This is a genomic window from Flavobacterium polysaccharolyticum (genome assembly GCF_038739875.1).
Lineage (GTDB): Bacteria > Bacteroidota > Bacteroidia > Flavobacteriales > Flavobacteriaceae > Flavobacterium > Flavobacterium polysaccharolyticum.
In genome coordinates this window covers 102,584-120,038 of sequence record NZ_JBCGDP010000006.1, presented here as the reverse complement: position 1 = coordinate 120,038, position 17,455 = coordinate 102,584, and the positions used below count along the sequence as shown (strand labels likewise).

Here is a 17,455-nt window from a genome sequence, read left to right as displayed (position 1 = left end):
CTTATACTTTTATAAAAGGCTGCCCCGAATTAATAATATTTTGTTCCCATAAATCACCTAAAGTGAATTTCTCGAACCATACGCTTAAATTATGAGAATTTAGTCTTTTAAAAACCGTTTGATTTTCCTCTACACTTCTGTCCATAACAATAACGTCCTCTGGTTCAAATTTAGAAATTAGTCCTGGTGATTGTGTTGCAACAATTATTTGAGATTTACTTGAAGCTGATTGTATCATACCAGCCAATTTTCCTATTGCAAAAGGATGTAAACCTAATTCGGGTTCGTCAATAATGATTACTGATGGAGGAGTTGGTTGCATTAAAAGCGTAGCCAAAGCAATAAATCTCAATGTTCCATCCGATAATTGGTATGCTGAAAAATTACTTTCGGCATCGCCTTTATCAACCCAACGTAACGCGATTTCATTCTCATCTAGTCGACTTGGTTCTAAAATAAATTTATCAATGTAAGGAGCAACTGTTTGAATAGTTTTTTCAATACGATTGTAAATTTTTGGATGTTTTTCTTTTAATAAATAAAGAAAAGCAGGAAGATTTCGACCGTCTTGCTTTAAGTACTGATTATCATTGATATCACACTCCCTTCTTAAAAAAGAAGTTGCTGAAGTATCGTGAAAATGAAAAACTTGAATATTTATTAAATGTTTACTTAAATAATTATTTCTATAGGAACCACTTTTCGTGATACCACTTTCTTCTAAATTATAATTTACATAATAATTACTTATAACGTTTTCTCTTTCAACATTATATCCTGAGCCTTCTTTGTCAAAGAATAATCCTCCTTCTTTAGTTTGAATTAGGTTAAAATAGTAAGCATTATTGTTTCCGTTACCACTATCAAAAATGAGTTTCCCAAATAAACTCTCAGTTGTTTTTCTTCCAAAATAAAGTAAATTATCCGCTTTTTCTTCTTGAACGAATTTTTGCAATCTTAAATTAAAAATAGCATTGATTAATTTGAAAAAAGAAACGAAATTACTTTTCCCAACTCCGTTACTACCAATAAGAATATTGATTGGTTTCATTTCCAATTCTAGATTCTTAATAGATTTATATCCTTTTATTTCTAAATAGTTTATCATAATATTAATATTTAAAACCTCGTTATATCTCTCGGAATTTTTTTGAAAATGATGTGATGCTTTAGCATAAAATCTTTTTCGAGTAAGCAGTTATCTGCATAAATGATATATTGACTGGCTTTGTGTTTTATTTTGGCCATAAAATCATAATCTACCGTTGTAATCGCATCTTTAATGTAATAAAAATAATAATCTGTTTGGTCTTTTGAACCTATGCGATAGTTTTCTTTTACAAGTGAATGCGTTGGGTTGTAAGATGTTCTTGTTTCAGAATACCAAATATATTTCAAGATGTTTTCTATACCTACGGACTCATTCAAAATATCTTCTTCCAAAAACAAAGGCTCGCCCAACTCATAATAATCAAAACTTCCTCCTGTGCCTTCTGTTTTTTTATTGTCTTCACCATAACCTTTAATTACGCGTTTCACCCTTTCGGCAGTAATGGTATTGGCGTAATCTTCCATTTCTATCAAAATGAATTTTCTATTACCGCCATCTTGTTTATTCAAATTCAAGACTGCGTGGGCTGTTGTTCCTGAACCCGCAAAACTGTCTAGGATTATGTCATCAACATTGCTAATTGACCTGATAGCTTCTTCAATAAGTTCCAAAGGTTTAGGATAACTAAATGTTTTTGTTTGAAAAATTTCATTTAAAAGTTTTGTTCCGTTTACTGTATGAAATGATTTTTCATTCCAAATAGTTGGAATCTGATTTCCTTCTGTTTTGTTTTCTCCAAAATCTAGTGTTGGTATATCTGAATTGTTATTTAAAACCTCTAATTCTCCTTTTTTTATTTTTTTTATTACACCTTCTGGCAGATACTGTATGCTATATAAGTTTTTATTATTTTTATTATTATTTGGGCTTATTTTTATATAGCCTTTTTCCCAATCAGAAATTAGTCTGTCAGAAATTAATCTCCAGACACAATCATCTCCTTTACTTGTTACCGGCCAAATACAAACGCAATTTTCAGGAGCTTCATTATAATCATATTCAAAATCTTCAGTATTACCAGTATATGACCCTTCTTTAATTTTCTGATTTAATGATTTTCCAACTCCTTCAAGTTTCCCTGTGTTTTTATTTACATATATAGGATAAGTTTGATTAGGTCTTTGAACTTTATTGAAAGTTGCTAATGTTAATCCTTCAAATGGCGATCTAGATTTTCCACCTGCAAATGATAAACTGTTAGGATCAAAATCATTTGAAACTATAAAAATTAAATATTCATGGACATAATTAAATCCACCAGAAGGTTTCCCACCAGAAGTTTGAACGGTAATAGTCACAATTTGCCTATCAGCAAAAATCTCTTTGCACAATAAGGTAAACGAAGATAATTCATGATGGCTTAAACTAATAACTAAATTACCGTCTCTATGAAGTAGTTTCTTAAGCAATTTTAGGCGTGGATACATCATACACAACCATTTGTCATGGCGGGTTAAATCTTCTCCTTCCTTACCTACAATCTCACCTAACCATTTTTTGATTTTAGGATGGTTTACGTTATCATTATACACCCAACTTTCGTTTCCTGTGTTGTAGGGTGGGTCAATGTAAATACATTTTATTTTGCCTTCGTATTCTGGTAATAGGCTTTTTAGGGCTTCGAGGTTGTCACCATGAATGATTTTGTTGCCACTATCGTTAGGTTCAGATTGTTGTACACCATCAGCAAAGCCATATTGTGGCTCTAGTATTTTGTAGGGTACGTCTTGGTGATGGTTGATTACTTTTTCTTTTCCGATCCAGTTTAATGTAGGCATTGCGAGTCGCTAGTTTTGTTATGATTTTTTTGCATTTGAATTGTGTCGACAGTGTCGGCACAATTCATTTTTTTTCTTACACTAACATAAATTACAACTTAATTGCAAAATATGTTAGTGCCAATCAACAAACATACAAAAATGCAATTGATTGTAAAAGGAAGTTACATGAATATCGTGGGCAGTATAACCCAAAAAAAGTGCATAAGATTATTTATATAAAATATAAAATATAGCTTTTTTATTACTTATTTCTGTCAAATGAAGTATAGTATAGTTGAAGCAAAAGAGGGTTGTTTGAACAATAAATTTCATAAATCCTTTGCAAACCCTTTGCAACTTTACCCCATCCTTTGCAAAGCGGTTTCATCCTCTCCAACCTTCCAATTCTTAATAAAAAGCTTTTGATATTTGAATTCAAGAAACAAAAGAAAGCCTGATATTCTATGCAAGAACGAAACGAAAATGGACATTGATAGCTTGTTACAACGAAAACTATTAGGCGGTCAAGAGTACGAGCCGTTGTTTCCTAAAGTTGCTTGTGATAAAACAAAGTTAGGCAACGGCAATACTTTTGATACCGTTCGACTGATAAAGGAAATGGTTATCAAGTACAACGACCAAACCAAGCAAGTTGCAACGCTTTTGCAAAGGGAATCGTTAAAAGAAACCTGTGATAAGATTTACTGGTTTTTGTATCATCACATTCAGTACAAGGCGGATGGGATGGAGCAAAATTTAAGAAGTCCAGCCTGTGCATTCAAGCAACGAGCCGTGGGAGTTGATTGCAAAACCTATTCGATTTTTGCCAGTTGTTTGCTAGTGAATTTAGGGATTAGACATTACATAAGACAAATAAAACAACCGAGTTTTCGCCCTGATTTATTTACTCACGTGTATGTCATTGTGCCTTTGAATCAGGAAACAGGCAACATAAGCGAAGGCTATTTTATCATTGACGGAACGACGAATAATAACCGAGAACCCATACATACCATGGCACACGACACCGAAGTTAATTTACCTCATTTTGGATTGAATGCCCCCAAAGGCAATCGCAAAAACGTTGCAAAGAAACCGAATTTCTTTGCAAAGCCCTCTTCAAATGTGGTGTTGGTATCGGCTATTGTGGTGGTAATTGGAGGAGCGTTTGTATTTGGAAAATCAAATTAAACTATGCAGTATGATAATTATAAATGATGGCGGAGTAGGATTAGGAAAATCCAAATTCCTGAGAAAAATTAGGCTTCGAGACGTGAGCTTAAAAAACACAATCAAGGTAGCAAAGTTTGCTGCACCCATAGCAGCGAGTTTTATTCCTGTTGGCGGTGGTGTTGCTTCCAAACTAATGGATTCTAAAACGGGTAGATTGGTTCGAAAAGTAGCCAAATCCAAGGCTGTAACTAAGGCGGTGCAATTGTCAAAAACACCTATTGGTAAACAAGTTGTTGACACGATTAAGAACCGTCCGAGACCCCAATTGACCACGGTAAATGAGATCACACCTGCTTCATTTGCTACCCCTGAAATTGGGAATGAACAAAGCCAAAGTGCCGATACGAGTTCTTATCAAAGTGAGACAAGCGAAAGCAGTACGACCGAAAAAGAACCTGTTGGCGAGTTAATGCCTATCAAACCCGTTGAACAAAAGCCAAAAGACAATACTATGCTGTATGTAATTGGAGCAGTGGTTTTGGGAGGAGGAATTTACATGGCCACAAAAAAGTAAAACGTAATTAAATCAATAAAAGTAAGATGAATAAAGAAGTAGCAATCATTGGTGGTGGAGTTGTTGGAGGTGCGGTATCAAATGGAGTTAGCACTTTATTACCCCAATCCGAAAGTCCGATTATCAATATCGTTTTGGCAGGAGCTTCGGCTTTTGGAGCCACAAAAGTCAGAGGAACATCCACAAAAGATAATCTTTTGAAAGGCGCTTTGATGGGTTCAGCTGTGGTGCAAGCCTTGACAGGAATAAAAAAAATAGCCGATAAAAGTTTGAGCACTAGACTTACAGGAGATAGCAAAGCCACCCGATTTATCAAAGGAGCTGTAGGCTTGGCTTGTCCTTGTGACGAAGGTTTGCAAGGTACTTTCATGGGAGGCGATGGTCAAATTTACCAGTACGATGAAAACGGCTTGAACGGCACTTTCATAGACGAAGCAGGAAATGTTTTTGAAATGAATAACGGTCTGAATGGCGCATTGGAAGATGAATTGTACGACCACGGACTACAAGGACCTGAAGCCAACATTTACGGAATGGAAGACGAAAGCGGTCTGAACGGTTCCGATGAAGAAGATTTGTATTCGGAATTATACCAATAGCAACAAGAAACAAACTCAATCTTGACTCCCCTTTCCTTTGGAGAGGGGTCGGGGGTGAGGAAAAACAATCAATCATCAATCAAAAAACAATCAAATGACTAGAAGAGTAGAATTAGCGTCAGCGGTAGCGACAATCAAGGCTAAAAGAAATGGTGGAATTCCAAGAGTGGGGCAATTAAAATTGACCGACAAAACGCTTTACTTAAATGTGAAGATCAAAGGAAATGCAGGTATTGTAAATCTAGTAGATGTCAACACTAGAAGAGAAGTTGGAATTACCAACATTGATGGAAACAAATTAAACGCAGGCCGTGACTACATTTTGGATAGCATGCGTGTTTTGTTGGGAGCCACGGGTTCAGACGATTTGAAAAATGAAACTTGGGTAAGCCCTTGGAGCATTACAGGACAAAACAGTTTGCCTAAAGCCTTTTTAGGAGCTGAGTTCCGAATTAACCAAGACAGAAATCAATTGGTAGATATGCCGATTACCGATTTATGTCAAGATGGATTTGTGTCTTCTTTTAGAAGTTTATCCACTTCGCCTTTGATTCGTTCGAATATGGAGTTTGAAATGGAAATCGAATACCCAAAAGGTGTTTCCGTTCCAGCTGACCAAGAGCACAATATTCGCATTGAAATACGAGCGCACCAAGCACAAGTTTAATCCGTAAAGGTTCAATTTATAAAGCCGTATCAGTAATGTTTACGGCTTTTTTTCAACACTATTCACTATGGCAGTAAGAGAAAAAGTAATCAATTTATTGATTCCAACCGAAGGAAATGAAGCAATGCTTACCACGGCTTTAGATGTGGGTTTTATACTGGGAGCTGAATTGCACACCAACCACAACGACCCTGATAATTTTGCCGAGTTTGGTATTTATGATGATAGTGGCGTAGCGTTTTCAAAACCTACTCACGTAAATCATTGGAAACGAAGAGAAGGCGCAGGATTTGAGGATAGTTACAAACCCTTGCTTTTTGATACGGAATCTAAAACTTTCACCTTCAAAGCAAAGACGGCAAAATCAGTAGATAAAGACACCTATTTTCATTTGATTTTGATGTACAAAATAAATCCTTCTAGCTGTTAAGACTTCTAAAAATGACACAAGACATTCTAATTATTAACACAGGAGTAGTTTTTTTGAAACTCAAAAAAGACCAGGACATCACCATTGAGGATGTAACGACTTTGCAAGTAATCAATAGTGGTTTTGTGCCCGTTTTTATCAATGATTTGGAGTTGGCTAGCAAGGAAAGAGCCACGATTGTAGTTTCGGATGGTTCTACTTCAAAAGTGGAATTATCCATTCGTTTTGCACCAACGGATACCAATGGTTCGAGTGAATTTTCAAAATTCAGTTGGAACAAAAAAGAACTAGATATTGTCTATAAAAAATTAATACGATGCAGGAATTAGATCATCTCATAGAAAAATTAAACACCGACCAATATTCGGCAGTTTCGGTTTTCGATTTGGATACCAATTCGTTTGTGTTTCGCAATAAAACCCATGCTGAAATCACAGCTGATGAAGGAACGGCAGAACAGTTTTTTGAAACCCTTTTTGCCAAAGGTCACAAGCGATTAAGTTTGAGTTTGAAGCGCAAAAACGGAAGTACGTTCAAAATTGATGGTCAAAGTTTTGAAGTCAATTTTTCAAAAGATACTTCCGAGCCAATGCCAGCTCCACAAGCACCCCATGTACCACCTCCGCCAACCGATTTTTTTCAGAATTCGTATGGTTTAGGAACACTGGACATGATTAATTTATTTGTAGCCAAAGGCGATGCCCAACGATTGTTGACCGAAAATGAAGTCTTGAAAGCCGAAAATAAAGAGTTTAAAAAGCAAAATGAAGAGCTGAAAGAAGAACGCTTGGCTTCCAAATATGACATCAACAAAAGCAAAGGCAATCAAGAAATGTTGTTAGGAGCCATTCAGCAATTGCCCGCTTTAATGAGTTTTGTCAAAGGTACACCGCCTGTGGGTTTGGGAAATGCGGTGGAAAGTTTCACTTCACCAGCTAAAAAACAGTTTGCAACGGCTTTGCAAAACATAGACGATTCAGTTGTAAATGTTTTGGATAGCATCAACAACGGATTGAATTCTAATGCTGAATTCTCGAATGAATTAGCAGAATTATTAAAAAAACATCACTTATGGGAAGCGTAAAACAAAGTATTCAAATCGAAGTGGTTGCCAAAACCCCTTTTGAGTTAAAACCAAAGACATCGGCAATCAAAGAACTCGCCAAACTCGATGCAGAAGTATTGACCAAGTTGGCGGAACTATCCAAAAATAAATCAGCCATCACGCAATTGAAAACCAATTTTGAGATGATAAAAGGGTTTTTAACGGCATAAAACAAAAGGAAGATGGAAAGTACAATGAGGTTGAGCCCAAGAGGAATGACCGTTTTGAAAGTGGCACTCTTGGGCGGAATATTTGCCTTTGCCTACTATAAAATTTTCAAAGGATTCCAACAGTTACGAGCCGACAAAAGATACAAACCAAGCAATATCAATGTAACCCAAGCCAAAGCAAGAGCCGAAGCTATTTACACCGCATTGCTGGGTTTTGGAGCCAATTACAAAACTGTAGAGAACAACTTAACAGGTTTGAATCACAACGGTTTTATTATGGTGTACAATGAGTTTGGAGAGCGAAGAAGTGCCACGTTGGTCAAGATGAATTTAGTGGAATGGTTGCAAGATCAGTTCAATGAAACCGACATTGCCAAGTTGAGATTTTTAATAAAAGGATTTTTCTAATGACAAATAAAACGAAAATACTACTAGGCGTATCGGTTTTGGTTATTGGAACTGGGATTTTTTTTCTAACCAAGAAGAACAAAAACGGACAATCGGTTTTAGGTGGAGGAACCAAATATATTGATGAAGGCGATGTGAATATGATTCCAGTATTTTCTGCTAGTCAAAAAGCCACAACCTTGTACAATGCCATGAACATTTACACCGGCACAGACGAGCAAACAATCATTGAGGAACTAACAGGAGTTTCACAAGCTCAATTTGGTTTAATCAGTAAAGCCTTTGGACTTAGAAATTACAACCGCTATTTGGGATACAATACCATTGGCGGAACTCCATTGCCTTTGAAAACGTGGTTGAGAGAAGAGTTAAATGATGCCGATTATCATTTGTTGCGAAAAAAATTTCCAATGTATTTATAATGTAGAATATGAAAGTGAGCAAAGAAAATAAAGTACTACTAGGAACAGCAGTAGTTGGAGCGGGAATTTTAGGTTTTCTGTATTGGAAGAAAAAGAAAAAAGAAGCCGAAGAGGATTTGATGGTTTATACTCCAGAACCCGTAGCACCAGCAACCCCAAAAGTAACTATTCAACAACCCGTAGTCGGAGCCGTTTTAGACAAAAACAAACTATTGTTTAAAGGAAGTAAAGGGCTTGAAGTGCGAGAATTGCAACGTTTGTTGGGCGTTAAAATTGATGGTGATTTTGGAAACATGACAAAAGCAGCACTATTGGCCAAAAAAGGAGTAACCAAAATCAGTCTCAATGGATATGCTAAAAAGAAAGTAGCCAGTAAAGCACAACCAACCGCTTTTGTTTTGCCCAAAAAAGGACAAAAAGTAATGGCGATTCAAAATGATGTGAGCGTTTTCAATGCCCAAAAAACAGCCGAAGGAACCTATTTCAATACAGGAACCAAGCCTTTTATCGGTGGAAGCTTTGATTACGGAGAACATATCGGCGTGTTTGTCGCTTCAAAAGTGGGCGGTCAATATTTAATCAACCGCAATGGGGTGTATTATTTTGTGAATGGCAATGCCGTAAAACCGTATTAAGATGAAATCGCCACTAATAACAAGTTTGTTGCAAACAAACACTAATAAATAAAAGGCGATACCATATTTGACCTTTAAAAAATAAATTTTACAAATATGAAATCAGAAACCAAAGTTGTACTCGGAGCAGTAGCCATCATTGGATTGTTGTTGCTCATGGGAAATAAAAACAGTGAACCACAAAAAGTACTATTGTAATGGCAAATTTCAATTTATTTCTACCCGAATTACTAAAAGCGGAAGGAGGGTATCAAAACAAAATTTCCGACCGTAAAGGCAATACCAACTCCCTTGGGCAAATGGTGGGAACCAAGTACGGAATATCTGCACCCGTTTATGAAACGTATATCAAACGCCCGCCAACGGTAAGCGATATGAAAAATCTGCCTTTATCTACAGCGGTTTTGATTGCTAAAAAATATTATTGGGATGCTTGCAATGCCGATGAAATTGAAAATCAATCCGTAGCGAATCTCATTGTAGATCATTATTTCAACTCGGGAAAACGAATGTTTGTCAAGCAAGTGTTGAAAGACCGATTTGGAGCCAAAATAAAAGTAGACAGCAAGATTTCAAGAGATACCATTGCGCTCATAAACGCATCGAATCCAGAGTTTTTGCATTTCGAATTAAAAAAATCAAGAGAGAAGTATTACCGAAGCTTGGGCGGTGTGAATTTAAGAGGATGGCTCAATCGTTTGTCTCGTTTTGTTTTCGAAAAAAAAAAGCCCAAACCGAATAATCACCCAATTGCTTCTGCCAAGCCTAGTTATAGCTACGCTTGGGATTGGCTCGTATTTACTAACAAAAAAGCCTTCCAAAAATGAAAAGTACCTTCTTAAATAGTATCAAAGAATATCAGGATTATTTTCTTTTTCTCATTGTGGTTTTGGCTGGCGTTTTTACCAAAGTGTATAATGCCATATCCAAAGGAAAAAAGCCAAGATTGAGTTGGTTTCTTGCCGAAGGCATTATGAGTTTTTTTGTGGCTTTCTCGGTCTATGCCGTATGCGACCAGTATTTGAATTTGAATAAAATTCTAACCTATGTCATTTGTGCTTGGGGAGGTTCCTTTTCCACTTTAATCCATAGTGAGGTTGAAGACTTAATCAGTAGCTTTTTTGATGTGCTAAAAAGTGTCATAAAAACAAAATTTAGATAACTATGAATCCAAATTATCAATCCGAGAATCCATTAAAAACCTTTTTGCAAACCCTTTTGGTTTTAGCGTTCGTTTTCATGCTTACCCTTTTAATGAATGGGTGCGCTTCAAAACCCCTAGAAAAAACACATACCATCGAACGATTGGTAACCTACAAAGCGGATAGCTTGAAAGTAACGGTTGTCAACCAAGCCGTTTTGGATAGTTTATTTATTCAGGTTTCCAAAGTGAAAACGGTAAAACCCGAATGTGATAGCATCACACAAATAACCCTTGACCAACTTTTGATGCAGCTCAATAGCAAAAAGAAATCAGGTCAAAACGAAATGGGTATTTATTACGATACCATAAAAAAAATGATTGTGGGTTGGCAGAAAATGGCACAAACCCAAAACGAAAAGTCAGCGAGTAACAAAATCACAAACACGGTAGCCATTGAAAAAGAAAAAATTCAAATGCCTGTGAAATACATTCCCATTTGGATTAAGATTTTGGCGGTTTTGGGAGGAGTAACTCTTGGGGTTTTGGTGTGGCGAGTAGCTAAAGTTTGGGTGTAATTGTTTTAATAATCACAAAATGAGTGTACGAAAAATTATCATCGGTGTGGGCATAGTGGCAGTAGTTGGCTATTTTTTATTAGGCAATAAAATCAAGAAAATCATTGAGCAGTTTCAATTCGTGAAAGTGTATCCAGTGGCTTTCAAAAAGTTTGATGTCAAATGGAATGATGGAGTTCCCTTTGTGACGTTTCTTTTGGATTTGAAAATGGTTAATCCAACTGGGGTGAATTTTGATGCCAATATTGTTGCAGTGACCTTAAAACGCATTTTGTTTTATGACAAAAGAAATATGCTTTTTGGGAGTTCCGAAGTGAACATTAACTCGATCAATATTCCAGCCAATTCCAATATCATACTCAAAGAAATCCCTGTAAAACTAGATTTACAAACCGCTATTACCACCGCCATCACCATTTTACGAAATGATGGTTTCAAAATAAACGAGATTAGAACAGAAGCCGTAGTAAGCATTTTAGGAATCGATTATACACTTTCATAACATGACTTTAGCAGAAGAATTCAACAACTTAAACGGGAAAGTGATTACTAGAGAAACACTTGAAAGTCTATTGGTCAAAGCCGAAAAAGAGCAAAATTCCACTATTTCCAATCGAATTAGAAAAGTGTTGCAAGCATATATATCCGATACTTTTTTAATTGAATTGCAACATACCGAATCCGCTTTTGGGTTAAATGGTGTGGATGTTCAAGGACATACAGGCTTGTTGAATGGTTTGGATTTTATTCCAGAATCCGAAGATATTGGATTGGGAAAACCCGTTTCTCCCGATGAAATCTATGATATGGTGACCAAGCGCATGATTGATTTAATCAAAGATGCCAACAAAGGCGATTACAAACGAGCTTGGAAAGAAGAAGGTTATTTGGTTCCATATAATTTCATTTCCAAAAAGGCTTATCGAGGAGTGAATGTAGTGATGTTGTCTCCTCTTTTTGGGATGTTGGATAATCCTTATTTTTTGACATTCAAGCAAATTCAAGAGAAAGGGGGGAAAATCAAAAAAGGAAGTCATGGGTATCGTGTGATTTATTATTCAACCTACGACAAAGAATATTCCGATGCTGAAATTGAAAGATTGAATTCGGTAATTGAAGATAACAAATTAGAGAAAGGCGATAAAAAGACAGTCTATTTCTTGAAATACTACAATGTCTTCAACGGACAAGATATAGAAGGAATCGATTTTGATTTAGAAAATTTTCCGTTTTTAGGCAAAGTAGTGAACAATGAAATAGAAACTGGAAACAATCAGAAAATTGAAGTAGCCGAAGCGATAGTGAGAAACTATCCCAAGCCACAACCTGAAATTCGATTTACAGGAAGCAGAGCTTTTTATGTTCCAGCAAAGGATTTGTTAAGTATGCCTGAATTGTCAAAATTCAAAACTTCAGAGGATTTTTATAGAACCTATTTCCACGAGTTAAGCCACAGTACAGGACACTTTAGTCGATTGAAAAGAGATTTAGCCAATGAATTTGGGTCGGCTGAATATGCTTTTGAAGAGTTGATTGCAGAGTTTGGAGCCGTTTTTTTATCGGCACAAGCAGGGATTATGTTTTACACCAATAAAAACCATGCAGGCTATTTAAAAGGATGGAACGATGTGTTGTTATCAAATTTAGAAAACGACAATCGTTTCTTGATGAAAGCCAGTAGCCAAGCTCAAAAAGCAGCAGACTTTATTTTGCAACCCGATGCTAATGGTGATTTCTTGTTTGTTAAGGAACTTTTGAAGTCAGAAGGCAAAGTGAAAAAACCGACAACCAAGCGTGTATCCAAAGTAGCTACGCCCAAAAAAGCAAAAGCTACTCCAGCTAAAAAAACAACGCAATCAAAAGCAAAAACACCAGTTAAAAAGCCAACCAAAAAGCCAACCAAAAAGCCAACACCAAAAATTGGCACCAATGCAATTGCTTCTTTAAGAGATATTGGAAATGGATTTTTGATGATGCATAAAATTGAGCTAAAAGCCACGGAATTTAGAGAAAGTAACGAAGTGGTTTTTGAACCGAGAAGTTTTGGAAAAATCAATGTAGATGGATTAATAATCAACTACAACACCAAAACCAAAATTTTTGAAGTTGCAGAAATGCAAGCAGGTAAAAAGGAAGACCAAATATGGGTGTATTTGGAAACCAAGCAACTTGTTATGGCTTTGAAAGAACTCATTAAAGGTAATAACAGAAAGCCGAAGAAAATCATTGATATGTCGGTGAAGCCCAAAACGTCAAAGAAAGTTGTCCAACCAAAACCAACAGTTGACAAAACGGAAACGGTAGAGGAACCTAAAATAGAAGGCGGTCAATATGCTTTGTTTGGAGCTGTAAAAGGGAACAAAACCAACCGAAATACCTTGGCTTATAAAATGGCAAACAAGTCTAAAAACGTCAATTATTTCAAGATTGACAACTTAGAAATGGCGCAGTTTTTAGGTCAAATTGAGCGCAAGAATAAAGAAAGTGTCGTGATTTCGTTAACAGGCGGACAAGGTTCGATGAAGACCAGAATGGCTTTTCAGTTTATGAATGCCATGGCGCAAAACTACAAAGTGGGTCACGCCAGTATCGAAGAGCATCCCGAGAGTAATTTATATTTTGACAAAGCCGAGCAATATTTAAATGCCAAAGCTTTGAATCATATCGAAGCTCCCGAAGTAAAATCGGTGCAGGAATTAGAGCAGCTTATTGCCAAAAATGATGTGATTGTCATTGATAGCTTTACCAAAATGCAAGAAATGCATAAAGGATTTGAGGTAGATAAAGACTTGCGAAAAAAATACGATGGTAAATTGTTTCTAGTGATTTTCCAACAAACCACTGATGGTAAAATGCGTGGCGGAAGCAAAAGTCAGTTTGATGCTGATATTGTTTTGTTTACTGAAAAGAAAACAGATTATCATGAGAATTATGTCTATGCCGACAAAAACCGCTATCAAGACAAACCTTTGGACGGCTTGAAGTTCAATATTTTCAATAAACGATTACTACGAAGTGGAACGGAAACACCAACCGTACCAACCAGTAAAAGAAGATTATCATTTAGTGTGAATTAAGTATGGAAACGATAAAACAACTCGAAGCAAGATTGTTATTTGAAACCAAACAATCCAATGCCTTTAGATTTAAAAGAAACGAAGCCAGATCTATAAAGGAACAGAAAGCTTGGCAAACCTTAATTGATTTAGCTGACCAAAGTAAAAAAAAACTTAGAACTAAAATTGAAATTATGAAAGCAGGATTAAAAAAACCAAGTGTGAGAGGTTTAAAAACCGTGTGTACTAGAGTAGTAAAAGCCACAGGCTTGAAAGTAGATGGTACACTAAAAAAAGGCTACAAATACATCAAAGGCGGTAAAGTCGTCAAAGTGGCACAACCAAAAAAGCCAGTAAAAAAACGTGTGGTAAAAAGAGTTGCTAAAGCCAAAACACCAAAAAGGAGAGTAGTTCGAAAAAGAAAAGTTAGAAGAGCGGCTTAATTTCTAAATATGAGCAAAATTGTAAAATTTGTAAAAGATAAAAACGGAAATGTCTTGTTGTTTCGCACACAAGACAATTTCCTAATTACCTCTTTTAGTCCGGCACAAAATGTGGTTGGTGTTCCTTCTTCGGTTACTCAGTTTAAAATCCAATCCGAAGCTTCTTTTGGGAACAATCCTTTTGTTATGGATTATTTGCAGGTAGCTACTGAATTATGTGAACCGATGATTATGGCTCAAAACTTCAATGCTTTTTTAATTGAATTGGCTGAAAAATTCTTTTTTACCGACAATTGTTGTGATGGTGGAACTGGTGAACAGGGCATTCAGGGAGAGCAAGGAATCCAAGGGGAACAAGGTATTCAGGGAATCCAAGGAGAAAAAGGCGAACAAGGAATTCAAGGTGTTCAAGGAGAACGTGGATTTCAGGGTGTTCAAGGAGAACAGGGCATTCAAGGCACAAAAGGAGATAAGGGGGAACAAGGACTTCAGGGTATTCAAGGCGACAAAGGCGATAAAGGTGACAAAGGCGATCAGGGTATTCAGGGTATTCAAGGAGAAAGGGGAGAACAAGGAGTACCAGGAACAGGAACTTCGGGACCAATTCCCAATCGATTCGAACCCAATTCTGGGTATAGTCCAAACTATGATGGGTATTCATTAATGGATTATATAACTGCAAATGGCGATAGACAAACGTTTGTCAGTCTATTCAATGAGCAAGGAATTCCTTCGGGAACTTTGGGAATGATCGATACGGATGGTGTTTACAAAGCGTTGATGAGTTTAGCTACAGTGGAACGTGTAGTTGAATTTGCTTTTAAATATGTGGATTTGGTTAATGGTCTTAACACTATTGCTTTACCTGATACGGCTTTTGGAGAAGTAATAGATGTTTTAAGTATTCGAGATGCATCAGGAAATAACATTCCTTTTCGATTTACTAATGTTGAATACTGGCGAAATGCGAACATCTTTGTAACGCAGGCCTATTCCAATGTGAAGATTAATTTTTTAGTAAGCCATTTCAAATATTCACCAGTGAATTTTCAACCTGTTTGGTAATAGTTTTTAATGAGAGTGATTTATACTTTTCATCCCACAATTCTAAGTAGAGAATGGGTAAAACCTGATTTTCAACAATGGTTCCTTAGAAAATCTATCAAAGATGCTTTGCGGTTTTATTCAGAGGTCTATTTTTATACCAATGATGAATTTGCAAAGCAAATCAAAGACATTCAAGGGATACATATTATTATTCAAGAACCAAGACCATTTGATAAAGAACTTTGGGCTATGCCTAAAATTTTTGCTTATGAAGCGCAAAACATCCCTTTTTTATTCCTTGATTTAGATGTAATTTTAGGACATCAACCCGAGTTTGATTCGGTTTTGGTGGAAAGTATTGACAGTGGTGCTTTTTTTAAAGAAAGCTACAGACAAGCTGAAAAACACCATACTCATGCCTATAACATGGGAGTTTACGGTTGTAAAGATTTGAGCTTCAATACTGAATTTTGTAAAAAAGCGCATCAATTTATAGCTGATAATTATGAAAAATTCGCCAAAAAAGGTATAATTCGATTTATGCCCATCTATTTCGAACAATTAATGTTAGCCGAAACTTTGAAGGAATTCAACTTAGAACCCAAACTAATTGACAACCCTAATTATGTTCACTTAAAAAATCAAAAGTGGGATCTTGAAACGTATAATAAAATGCTCAAAAAATAGAAGAAAACTATTTATTGCGCATTATTAATATGTTTTGAATAATCCTCAGGAAGAACTGCATCAATATCACGTAAATATTTATCCAAAGCAACCATTGTTTCGTGACCTGTAATCAACATCAATTTGCTTTTAGCTTCAAATGGAGTGCTGTTTTTTACAAATTCATGGTACAGTTTGGTAATGAAAGTGTGTCGGAAACTGTAAAGACCATAATCCTTACCTAAGCCTAAGCTATCTTTTACTTTTTTGAAACGTTTACTGAAATAATCTCTTTTGTCAGTTTCATTTGTTGCCCACTCTTGCCCAATTCCATTAGGAGTAAATAAATAACTCTCTGGATGGAATTTCTCTAAATCGGGTAAAGTAGAAAGTAATATCTCGGGTATGATTTTCACTTTTACCGCTTTGTTTTTTGCTCTCACGTAAATCCTTCTATCTTTTACGTTTACGTCTTTAATTTGTAAGCGTACCACTTCAACGGGGCGTAAATGATTATAAGAAATGAATTGAATGAACAGTAACATCAATTCATCATTACTTTTTAGATAGTTGAAAATGTCAACTTCTTGTTTACTGCTATAGGTTTTGTTTCGCTCAGGATTAGATTTTAAGACATTGATTTTTTTGACAAAATTGTCAGGAATAATATCGTTATCCTCCAAAGATTGAAAAAACATGGATAAAATAGCTCTTGTGTTGTTTCGATTTTTGGCACTGGTTGTCGATAAAACGCTATTCAAAAACGTCACAATTGTTTTTTTGTTAACCGCTGTAATGTATCGGTTTTCAAAACCGTTGGCCAAAAGCCATTTTTCAAAAGATTTGATTCGTATTCTATAATCTCGAAAACTATTATCTTTTAAAGTGTTTTTCTTAAGTTCTAAAGAAAAGGTTATAGCATCAGGAATTGAATATTTTTTTGTTTCGTCTACTGGAACAGAATCTTCATCATAAGGATTAAAGCCATTTTCTAAAATATTCTCAACAGCTTTGGCTAAAATCTTAATAGCGTTTTTTCTTTCCTTAAGATTTTTGAATTTGTTTACCCCAGCATAGATAGGAGTCTGTCTTTCTAGCTTGTCAGTTGCAGGGTTTCTGTAGGAATAATATACATACCAACGCTTCGATAAATCACCGTTTGCATCGTATATTTTAGGTGCTGAATATTGACTTTTGTATTCCAAATCGTATGCGTTAGCGTATTCATTTGATAAGAGGTCGATAATTTTAGGCATAAAAAAACGGTTTTAAATTGCTTTAAAACCGCATAAAATCTGTGTTTTTTGATTTTTCAACCTAGTAGCGAGACCGAGATTTGAACTCGGGACCTCAGGGTTATGAATCCTGCGCTCTAACCAACTGAGCTATCTCGCCTTATTCTGGTTAATTGAATAACCCCTGAATGCGGGTGCAAATATAAAAATAAAATTAGAGTTGGCAAGCATATTG

The 17,455-nt window shown here is 35.9% G+C and carries 22 protein-coding genes and 1 tRNA gene; 19 read left to right on the top strand and 4 right to left on the bottom strand.

Going from position 1 to position 17,455, the window contains the following annotated elements:
- Position 1: 1 nt before the first annotated feature.
- Together WFZ86_RS08110 and WFZ86_RS08105 are read right to left on the bottom strand one after the other, a co-directional pair.
- Positions 2-1,108: an AAA family ATPase gene (locus WFZ86_RS08110; RefSeq protein ID WP_342691469.1), complete on the bottom strand. Its 1,107-nt coding sequence runs from the start codon at positions 1,106-1,108 to the stop codon at positions 2-4.
- A gap of 11 nt (positions 1,109-1,119) precedes the next feature.
- A complete protein-coding gene (locus WFZ86_RS08105) occupies positions 1,120-2,889 on the bottom strand; it encodes a site-specific DNA-methyltransferase (RefSeq protein WP_342691468.1) in 1,770 nt (589 codons plus the stop codon).
- Positions 2,890-3,300: 411 nt separating this feature from the next.
- Between WFZ86_RS08105 and WFZ86_RS08100 the strand changes: the two genes are divergently transcribed.
- The 19 genes from WFZ86_RS08100 to WFZ86_RS08010 all read left to right on the top strand — a co-directional run bounded on the left by WFZ86_RS08100 (position 3,301) and on the right by WFZ86_RS08010 (position 16,006).
- The gene (locus WFZ86_RS08100) at positions 3,301-4,062 is read left to right on the top strand and encodes a hypothetical protein (protein ID WP_342691467.1); all 762 of its coding nucleotides are present in this window, start codon (positions 3,301-3,303) and stop codon (positions 4,060-4,062) included.
- 10 nt (positions 4,063-4,072) lie between these two features.
- Positions 4,073-4,618 (top strand): hypothetical protein, encoded by a 546-nt coding sequence (locus tag WFZ86_RS08095; protein ID WP_342691466.1) that lies wholly within the window; start codon positions 4,073-4,075, stop codon positions 4,616-4,618.
- Positions 4,619-4,644: 26 nt separating this feature from the next.
- Positions 4,645-5,217, top strand: coding sequence for a hypothetical protein (locus WFZ86_RS08090; RefSeq protein WP_064714422.1), 573 nt, complete (start codon positions 4,645-4,647; stop codon positions 5,215-5,217).
- A gap of 94 nt (positions 5,218-5,311) precedes the next feature.
- Complete coding sequence (locus WFZ86_RS08085) at positions 5,312-5,884, top strand: hypothetical protein (RefSeq protein ID WP_342691465.1); 573 nt, start codon at positions 5,312-5,314, stop codon at positions 5,882-5,884.
- A gap of 67 nt (positions 5,885-5,951) precedes the next feature.
- On the top strand, positions 5,952-6,314 hold the full coding sequence (locus WFZ86_RS08080) for a hypothetical protein (RefSeq protein WP_342691464.1): 363 nt from the start codon (positions 5,952-5,954) through the stop codon (positions 6,312-6,314).
- A gap of 11 nt (positions 6,315-6,325) precedes the next feature.
- Complete coding sequence (locus WFZ86_RS08075) at positions 6,326-6,643, top strand: hypothetical protein (protein ID WP_342691463.1); 318 nt, start codon at positions 6,326-6,328, stop codon at positions 6,641-6,643.
- Positions 6,631-7,398 carry a hypothetical protein gene (locus WFZ86_RS08070; RefSeq protein WP_342691462.1) on the top strand — a complete coding sequence of 256 codons (768 nt, stop codon included), beginning with the start codon at positions 6,631-6,633 and terminating at the stop codon, positions 7,396-7,398. Before WFZ86_RS08075 ends, WFZ86_RS08070 begins: the two co-directional genes overlap by 13 nt.
- Positions 7,386-7,589 (top strand): hypothetical protein, encoded by a 204-nt coding sequence (locus WFZ86_RS08065; protein ID WP_064714427.1) that lies wholly within the window; start codon positions 7,386-7,388, stop codon positions 7,587-7,589. The genes WFZ86_RS08070 and WFZ86_RS08065 overlap by 13 nt, the downstream gene beginning before the upstream one ends.
- A 12-nt stretch (positions 7,590-7,601) precedes the next feature.
- Positions 7,602-7,997 carry a hypothetical protein gene (locus WFZ86_RS08060; RefSeq protein ID WP_342691461.1) on the top strand — a complete coding sequence of 132 codons (396 nt, stop codon included), beginning with the start codon at positions 7,602-7,604 and terminating at the stop codon, positions 7,995-7,997.
- Positions 7,997-8,419 (top strand): hypothetical protein, encoded by a 423-nt coding sequence (locus tag WFZ86_RS08055; protein WP_342691460.1) that lies wholly within the window; start codon positions 7,997-7,999, stop codon positions 8,417-8,419. The genes WFZ86_RS08060 and WFZ86_RS08055 overlap by 1 nt, the downstream gene beginning before the upstream one ends.
- Positions 8,420-8,427: 8 nt before the next feature.
- Entirely contained in the window at positions 8,428-9,054 is a 627-nt protein-coding gene (locus tag WFZ86_RS08050; RefSeq protein ID WP_342691459.1) for a peptidoglycan-binding domain-containing protein, read from the top strand.
- Positions 9,055-9,251: 197 nt separating this feature from the next.
- Positions 9,252-9,881: a glycoside hydrolase family 108 protein gene (locus WFZ86_RS08045; RefSeq protein WP_342691458.1), complete on the top strand. Its 630-nt coding sequence runs from the start codon at positions 9,252-9,254 to the stop codon at positions 9,879-9,881.
- Entirely contained in the window at positions 9,878-10,216 is a 339-nt protein-coding gene (locus WFZ86_RS08040; RefSeq protein ID WP_064714432.1) for a hypothetical protein, read from the top strand. Before WFZ86_RS08045 ends, WFZ86_RS08040 begins: the two co-directional genes overlap by 4 nt.
- A 2-nt stretch (positions 10,217-10,218) precedes the next feature.
- Positions 10,219-10,773, top strand: coding sequence for a hypothetical protein (locus tag WFZ86_RS08035; RefSeq protein WP_342691457.1), 555 nt, complete (start codon positions 10,219-10,221; stop codon positions 10,771-10,773).
- Positions 10,774-10,792: 19 nt separating this feature from the next.
- Entirely contained in the window at positions 10,793-11,275 is a 483-nt protein-coding gene (locus WFZ86_RS08030) for a hypothetical protein (RefSeq protein ID WP_342691456.1), read from the top strand.
- Position 11,276: 1 nt separating this feature from the next.
- On the top strand, positions 11,277-13,850 hold the full coding sequence (locus tag WFZ86_RS08025; RefSeq protein ID WP_342691455.1) for a zincin-like metallopeptidase domain-containing protein: 2,574 nt from the start codon (positions 11,277-11,279) through the stop codon (positions 13,848-13,850).
- Between the two features lie 2 nt (positions 13,851-13,852).
- Positions 13,853-14,272, top strand: a complete 420-nt coding sequence (locus tag WFZ86_RS08020; RefSeq protein WP_342691454.1) for a hypothetical protein — start codon at positions 13,853-13,855, stop codon at positions 14,270-14,272.
- 9 nt (positions 14,273-14,281) lie between these two features.
- Positions 14,282-15,337 carry a collagen-like domain-containing protein gene (locus tag WFZ86_RS08015; RefSeq protein ID WP_342691453.1) on the top strand — a complete coding sequence of 352 codons (1,056 nt, stop codon included), beginning with the start codon at positions 14,282-14,284 and terminating at the stop codon, positions 15,335-15,337.
- A gap of 9 nt (positions 15,338-15,346) precedes the next feature.
- Positions 15,347-16,006: a DUF6734 family protein gene (locus WFZ86_RS08010; RefSeq protein ID WP_342691452.1), complete on the top strand. Its 660-nt coding sequence runs from the start codon at positions 15,347-15,349 to the stop codon at positions 16,004-16,006.
- Positions 16,007-16,017: 11 nt separating this feature from the next.
- Here WFZ86_RS08010 and WFZ86_RS08005 read toward each other — a convergent pair whose 3' ends face one another.
- Together WFZ86_RS08005 and WFZ86_RS08000 are read right to left on the bottom strand one after the other, a co-directional pair.
- A complete protein-coding gene (locus WFZ86_RS08005) occupies positions 16,018-17,241 on the bottom strand; it encodes a tyrosine-type recombinase/integrase (protein ID WP_342691451.1) in 1,224 nt (407 codons plus the stop codon).
- Between the two features lie 65 nt (positions 17,242-17,306).
- Positions 17,307-17,380: transfer RNA gene (locus WFZ86_RS08000), tRNA-Met, on the bottom strand.
- Positions 17,381-17,455: the final 75 nt, after the last annotated feature.

What these genes read in the sequence shown, in the direction of transcription:
- WFZ86_RS08005 (WP_342691451.1), bottom strand. Translation starts at nt 17,241, where the DNA reads ATGCCTAAAATTATCGACCTCTTATCAAATGAATACGCTAACGCATAC.
- WFZ86_RS08090 (WP_064714422.1), top strand. Translation starts at nt 4,645, where the DNA reads ATGAATAAAGAAGTAGCAATCATTGGTGGTGGAGTTGTTGGAGGTGCG.
- WFZ86_RS08035 (WP_342691457.1), top strand. Translation starts at nt 10,219, where the DNA reads ATGAATCCAAATTATCAATCCGAGAATCCATTAAAAACCTTTTTGCAA.
- WFZ86_RS08060 (WP_342691461.1), top strand. Translation starts at nt 7,602, where the DNA reads ATGGAAAGTACAATGAGGTTGAGCCCAAGAGGAATGACCGTTTTGAAA.
- WFZ86_RS08070 (WP_342691462.1), top strand. Translation starts at nt 6,631, where the DNA reads ATGCAGGAATTAGATCATCTCATAGAAAAATTAAACACCGACCAATAT.
- WFZ86_RS08040 (WP_064714432.1), top strand. Translation starts at nt 9,878, where the DNA reads ATGAAAAGTACCTTCTTAAATAGTATCAAAGAATATCAGGATTATTTT.
- WFZ86_RS08085 (WP_342691465.1), top strand. Translation starts at nt 5,312, where the DNA reads ATGACTAGAAGAGTAGAATTAGCGTCAGCGGTAGCGACAATCAAGGCT.
- WFZ86_RS08095 (WP_342691466.1), top strand. Translation starts at nt 4,073, where the DNA reads ATGATAATTATAAATGATGGCGGAGTAGGATTAGGAAAATCCAAATTC.
- WFZ86_RS08015 (WP_342691453.1), top strand. Translation starts at nt 14,282, where the DNA reads ATGAGCAAAATTGTAAAATTTGTAAAAGATAAAAACGGAAATGTCTTG.
- WFZ86_RS08010 (WP_342691452.1), top strand. Translation starts at nt 15,347, where the DNA reads ATGAGAGTGATTTATACTTTTCATCCCACAATTCTAAGTAGAGAATGG.
- WFZ86_RS08080 (WP_342691464.1), top strand. Translation starts at nt 5,952, where the DNA reads ATGGCAGTAAGAGAAAAAGTAATCAATTTATTGATTCCAACCGAAGGA.
- WFZ86_RS08055 (WP_342691460.1), top strand. Translation starts at nt 7,997, where the DNA reads ATGACAAATAAAACGAAAATACTACTAGGCGTATCGGTTTTGGTTATT.
- WFZ86_RS08075 (WP_342691463.1), top strand. Translation starts at nt 6,326, where the DNA reads ATGACACAAGACATTCTAATTATTAACACAGGAGTAGTTTTTTTGAAA.
- WFZ86_RS08065 (WP_064714427.1), top strand. Translation starts at nt 7,386, where the DNA reads ATGGGAAGCGTAAAACAAAGTATTCAAATCGAAGTGGTTGCCAAAACC.
- WFZ86_RS08105 (WP_342691468.1), bottom strand. Translation starts at nt 2,889, where the DNA reads ATGCCTACATTAAACTGGATCGGAAAAGAAAAAGTAATCAACCATCAC.
- WFZ86_RS08025 (WP_342691455.1), top strand. Translation starts at nt 11,277, where the DNA reads ATGACTTTAGCAGAAGAATTCAACAACTTAAACGGGAAAGTGATTACT.
- WFZ86_RS08045 (WP_342691458.1), top strand. Translation starts at nt 9,252, where the DNA reads ATGGCAAATTTCAATTTATTTCTACCCGAATTACTAAAAGCGGAAGGA.
- WFZ86_RS08020 (WP_342691454.1), top strand. Translation starts at nt 13,853, where the DNA reads ATGGAAACGATAAAACAACTCGAAGCAAGATTGTTATTTGAAACCAAA.
- WFZ86_RS08050 (WP_342691459.1), top strand. Translation starts at nt 8,428, where the DNA reads ATGAAAGTGAGCAAAGAAAATAAAGTACTACTAGGAACAGCAGTAGTT.
- WFZ86_RS08110 (WP_342691469.1), bottom strand. Translation starts at nt 1,108, where the DNA reads ATGATAAACTATTTAGAAATAAAAGGATATAAATCTATTAAGAATCTA.
- WFZ86_RS08030 (WP_342691456.1), top strand. Translation starts at nt 10,793, where the DNA reads ATGAGTGTACGAAAAATTATCATCGGTGTGGGCATAGTGGCAGTAGTT.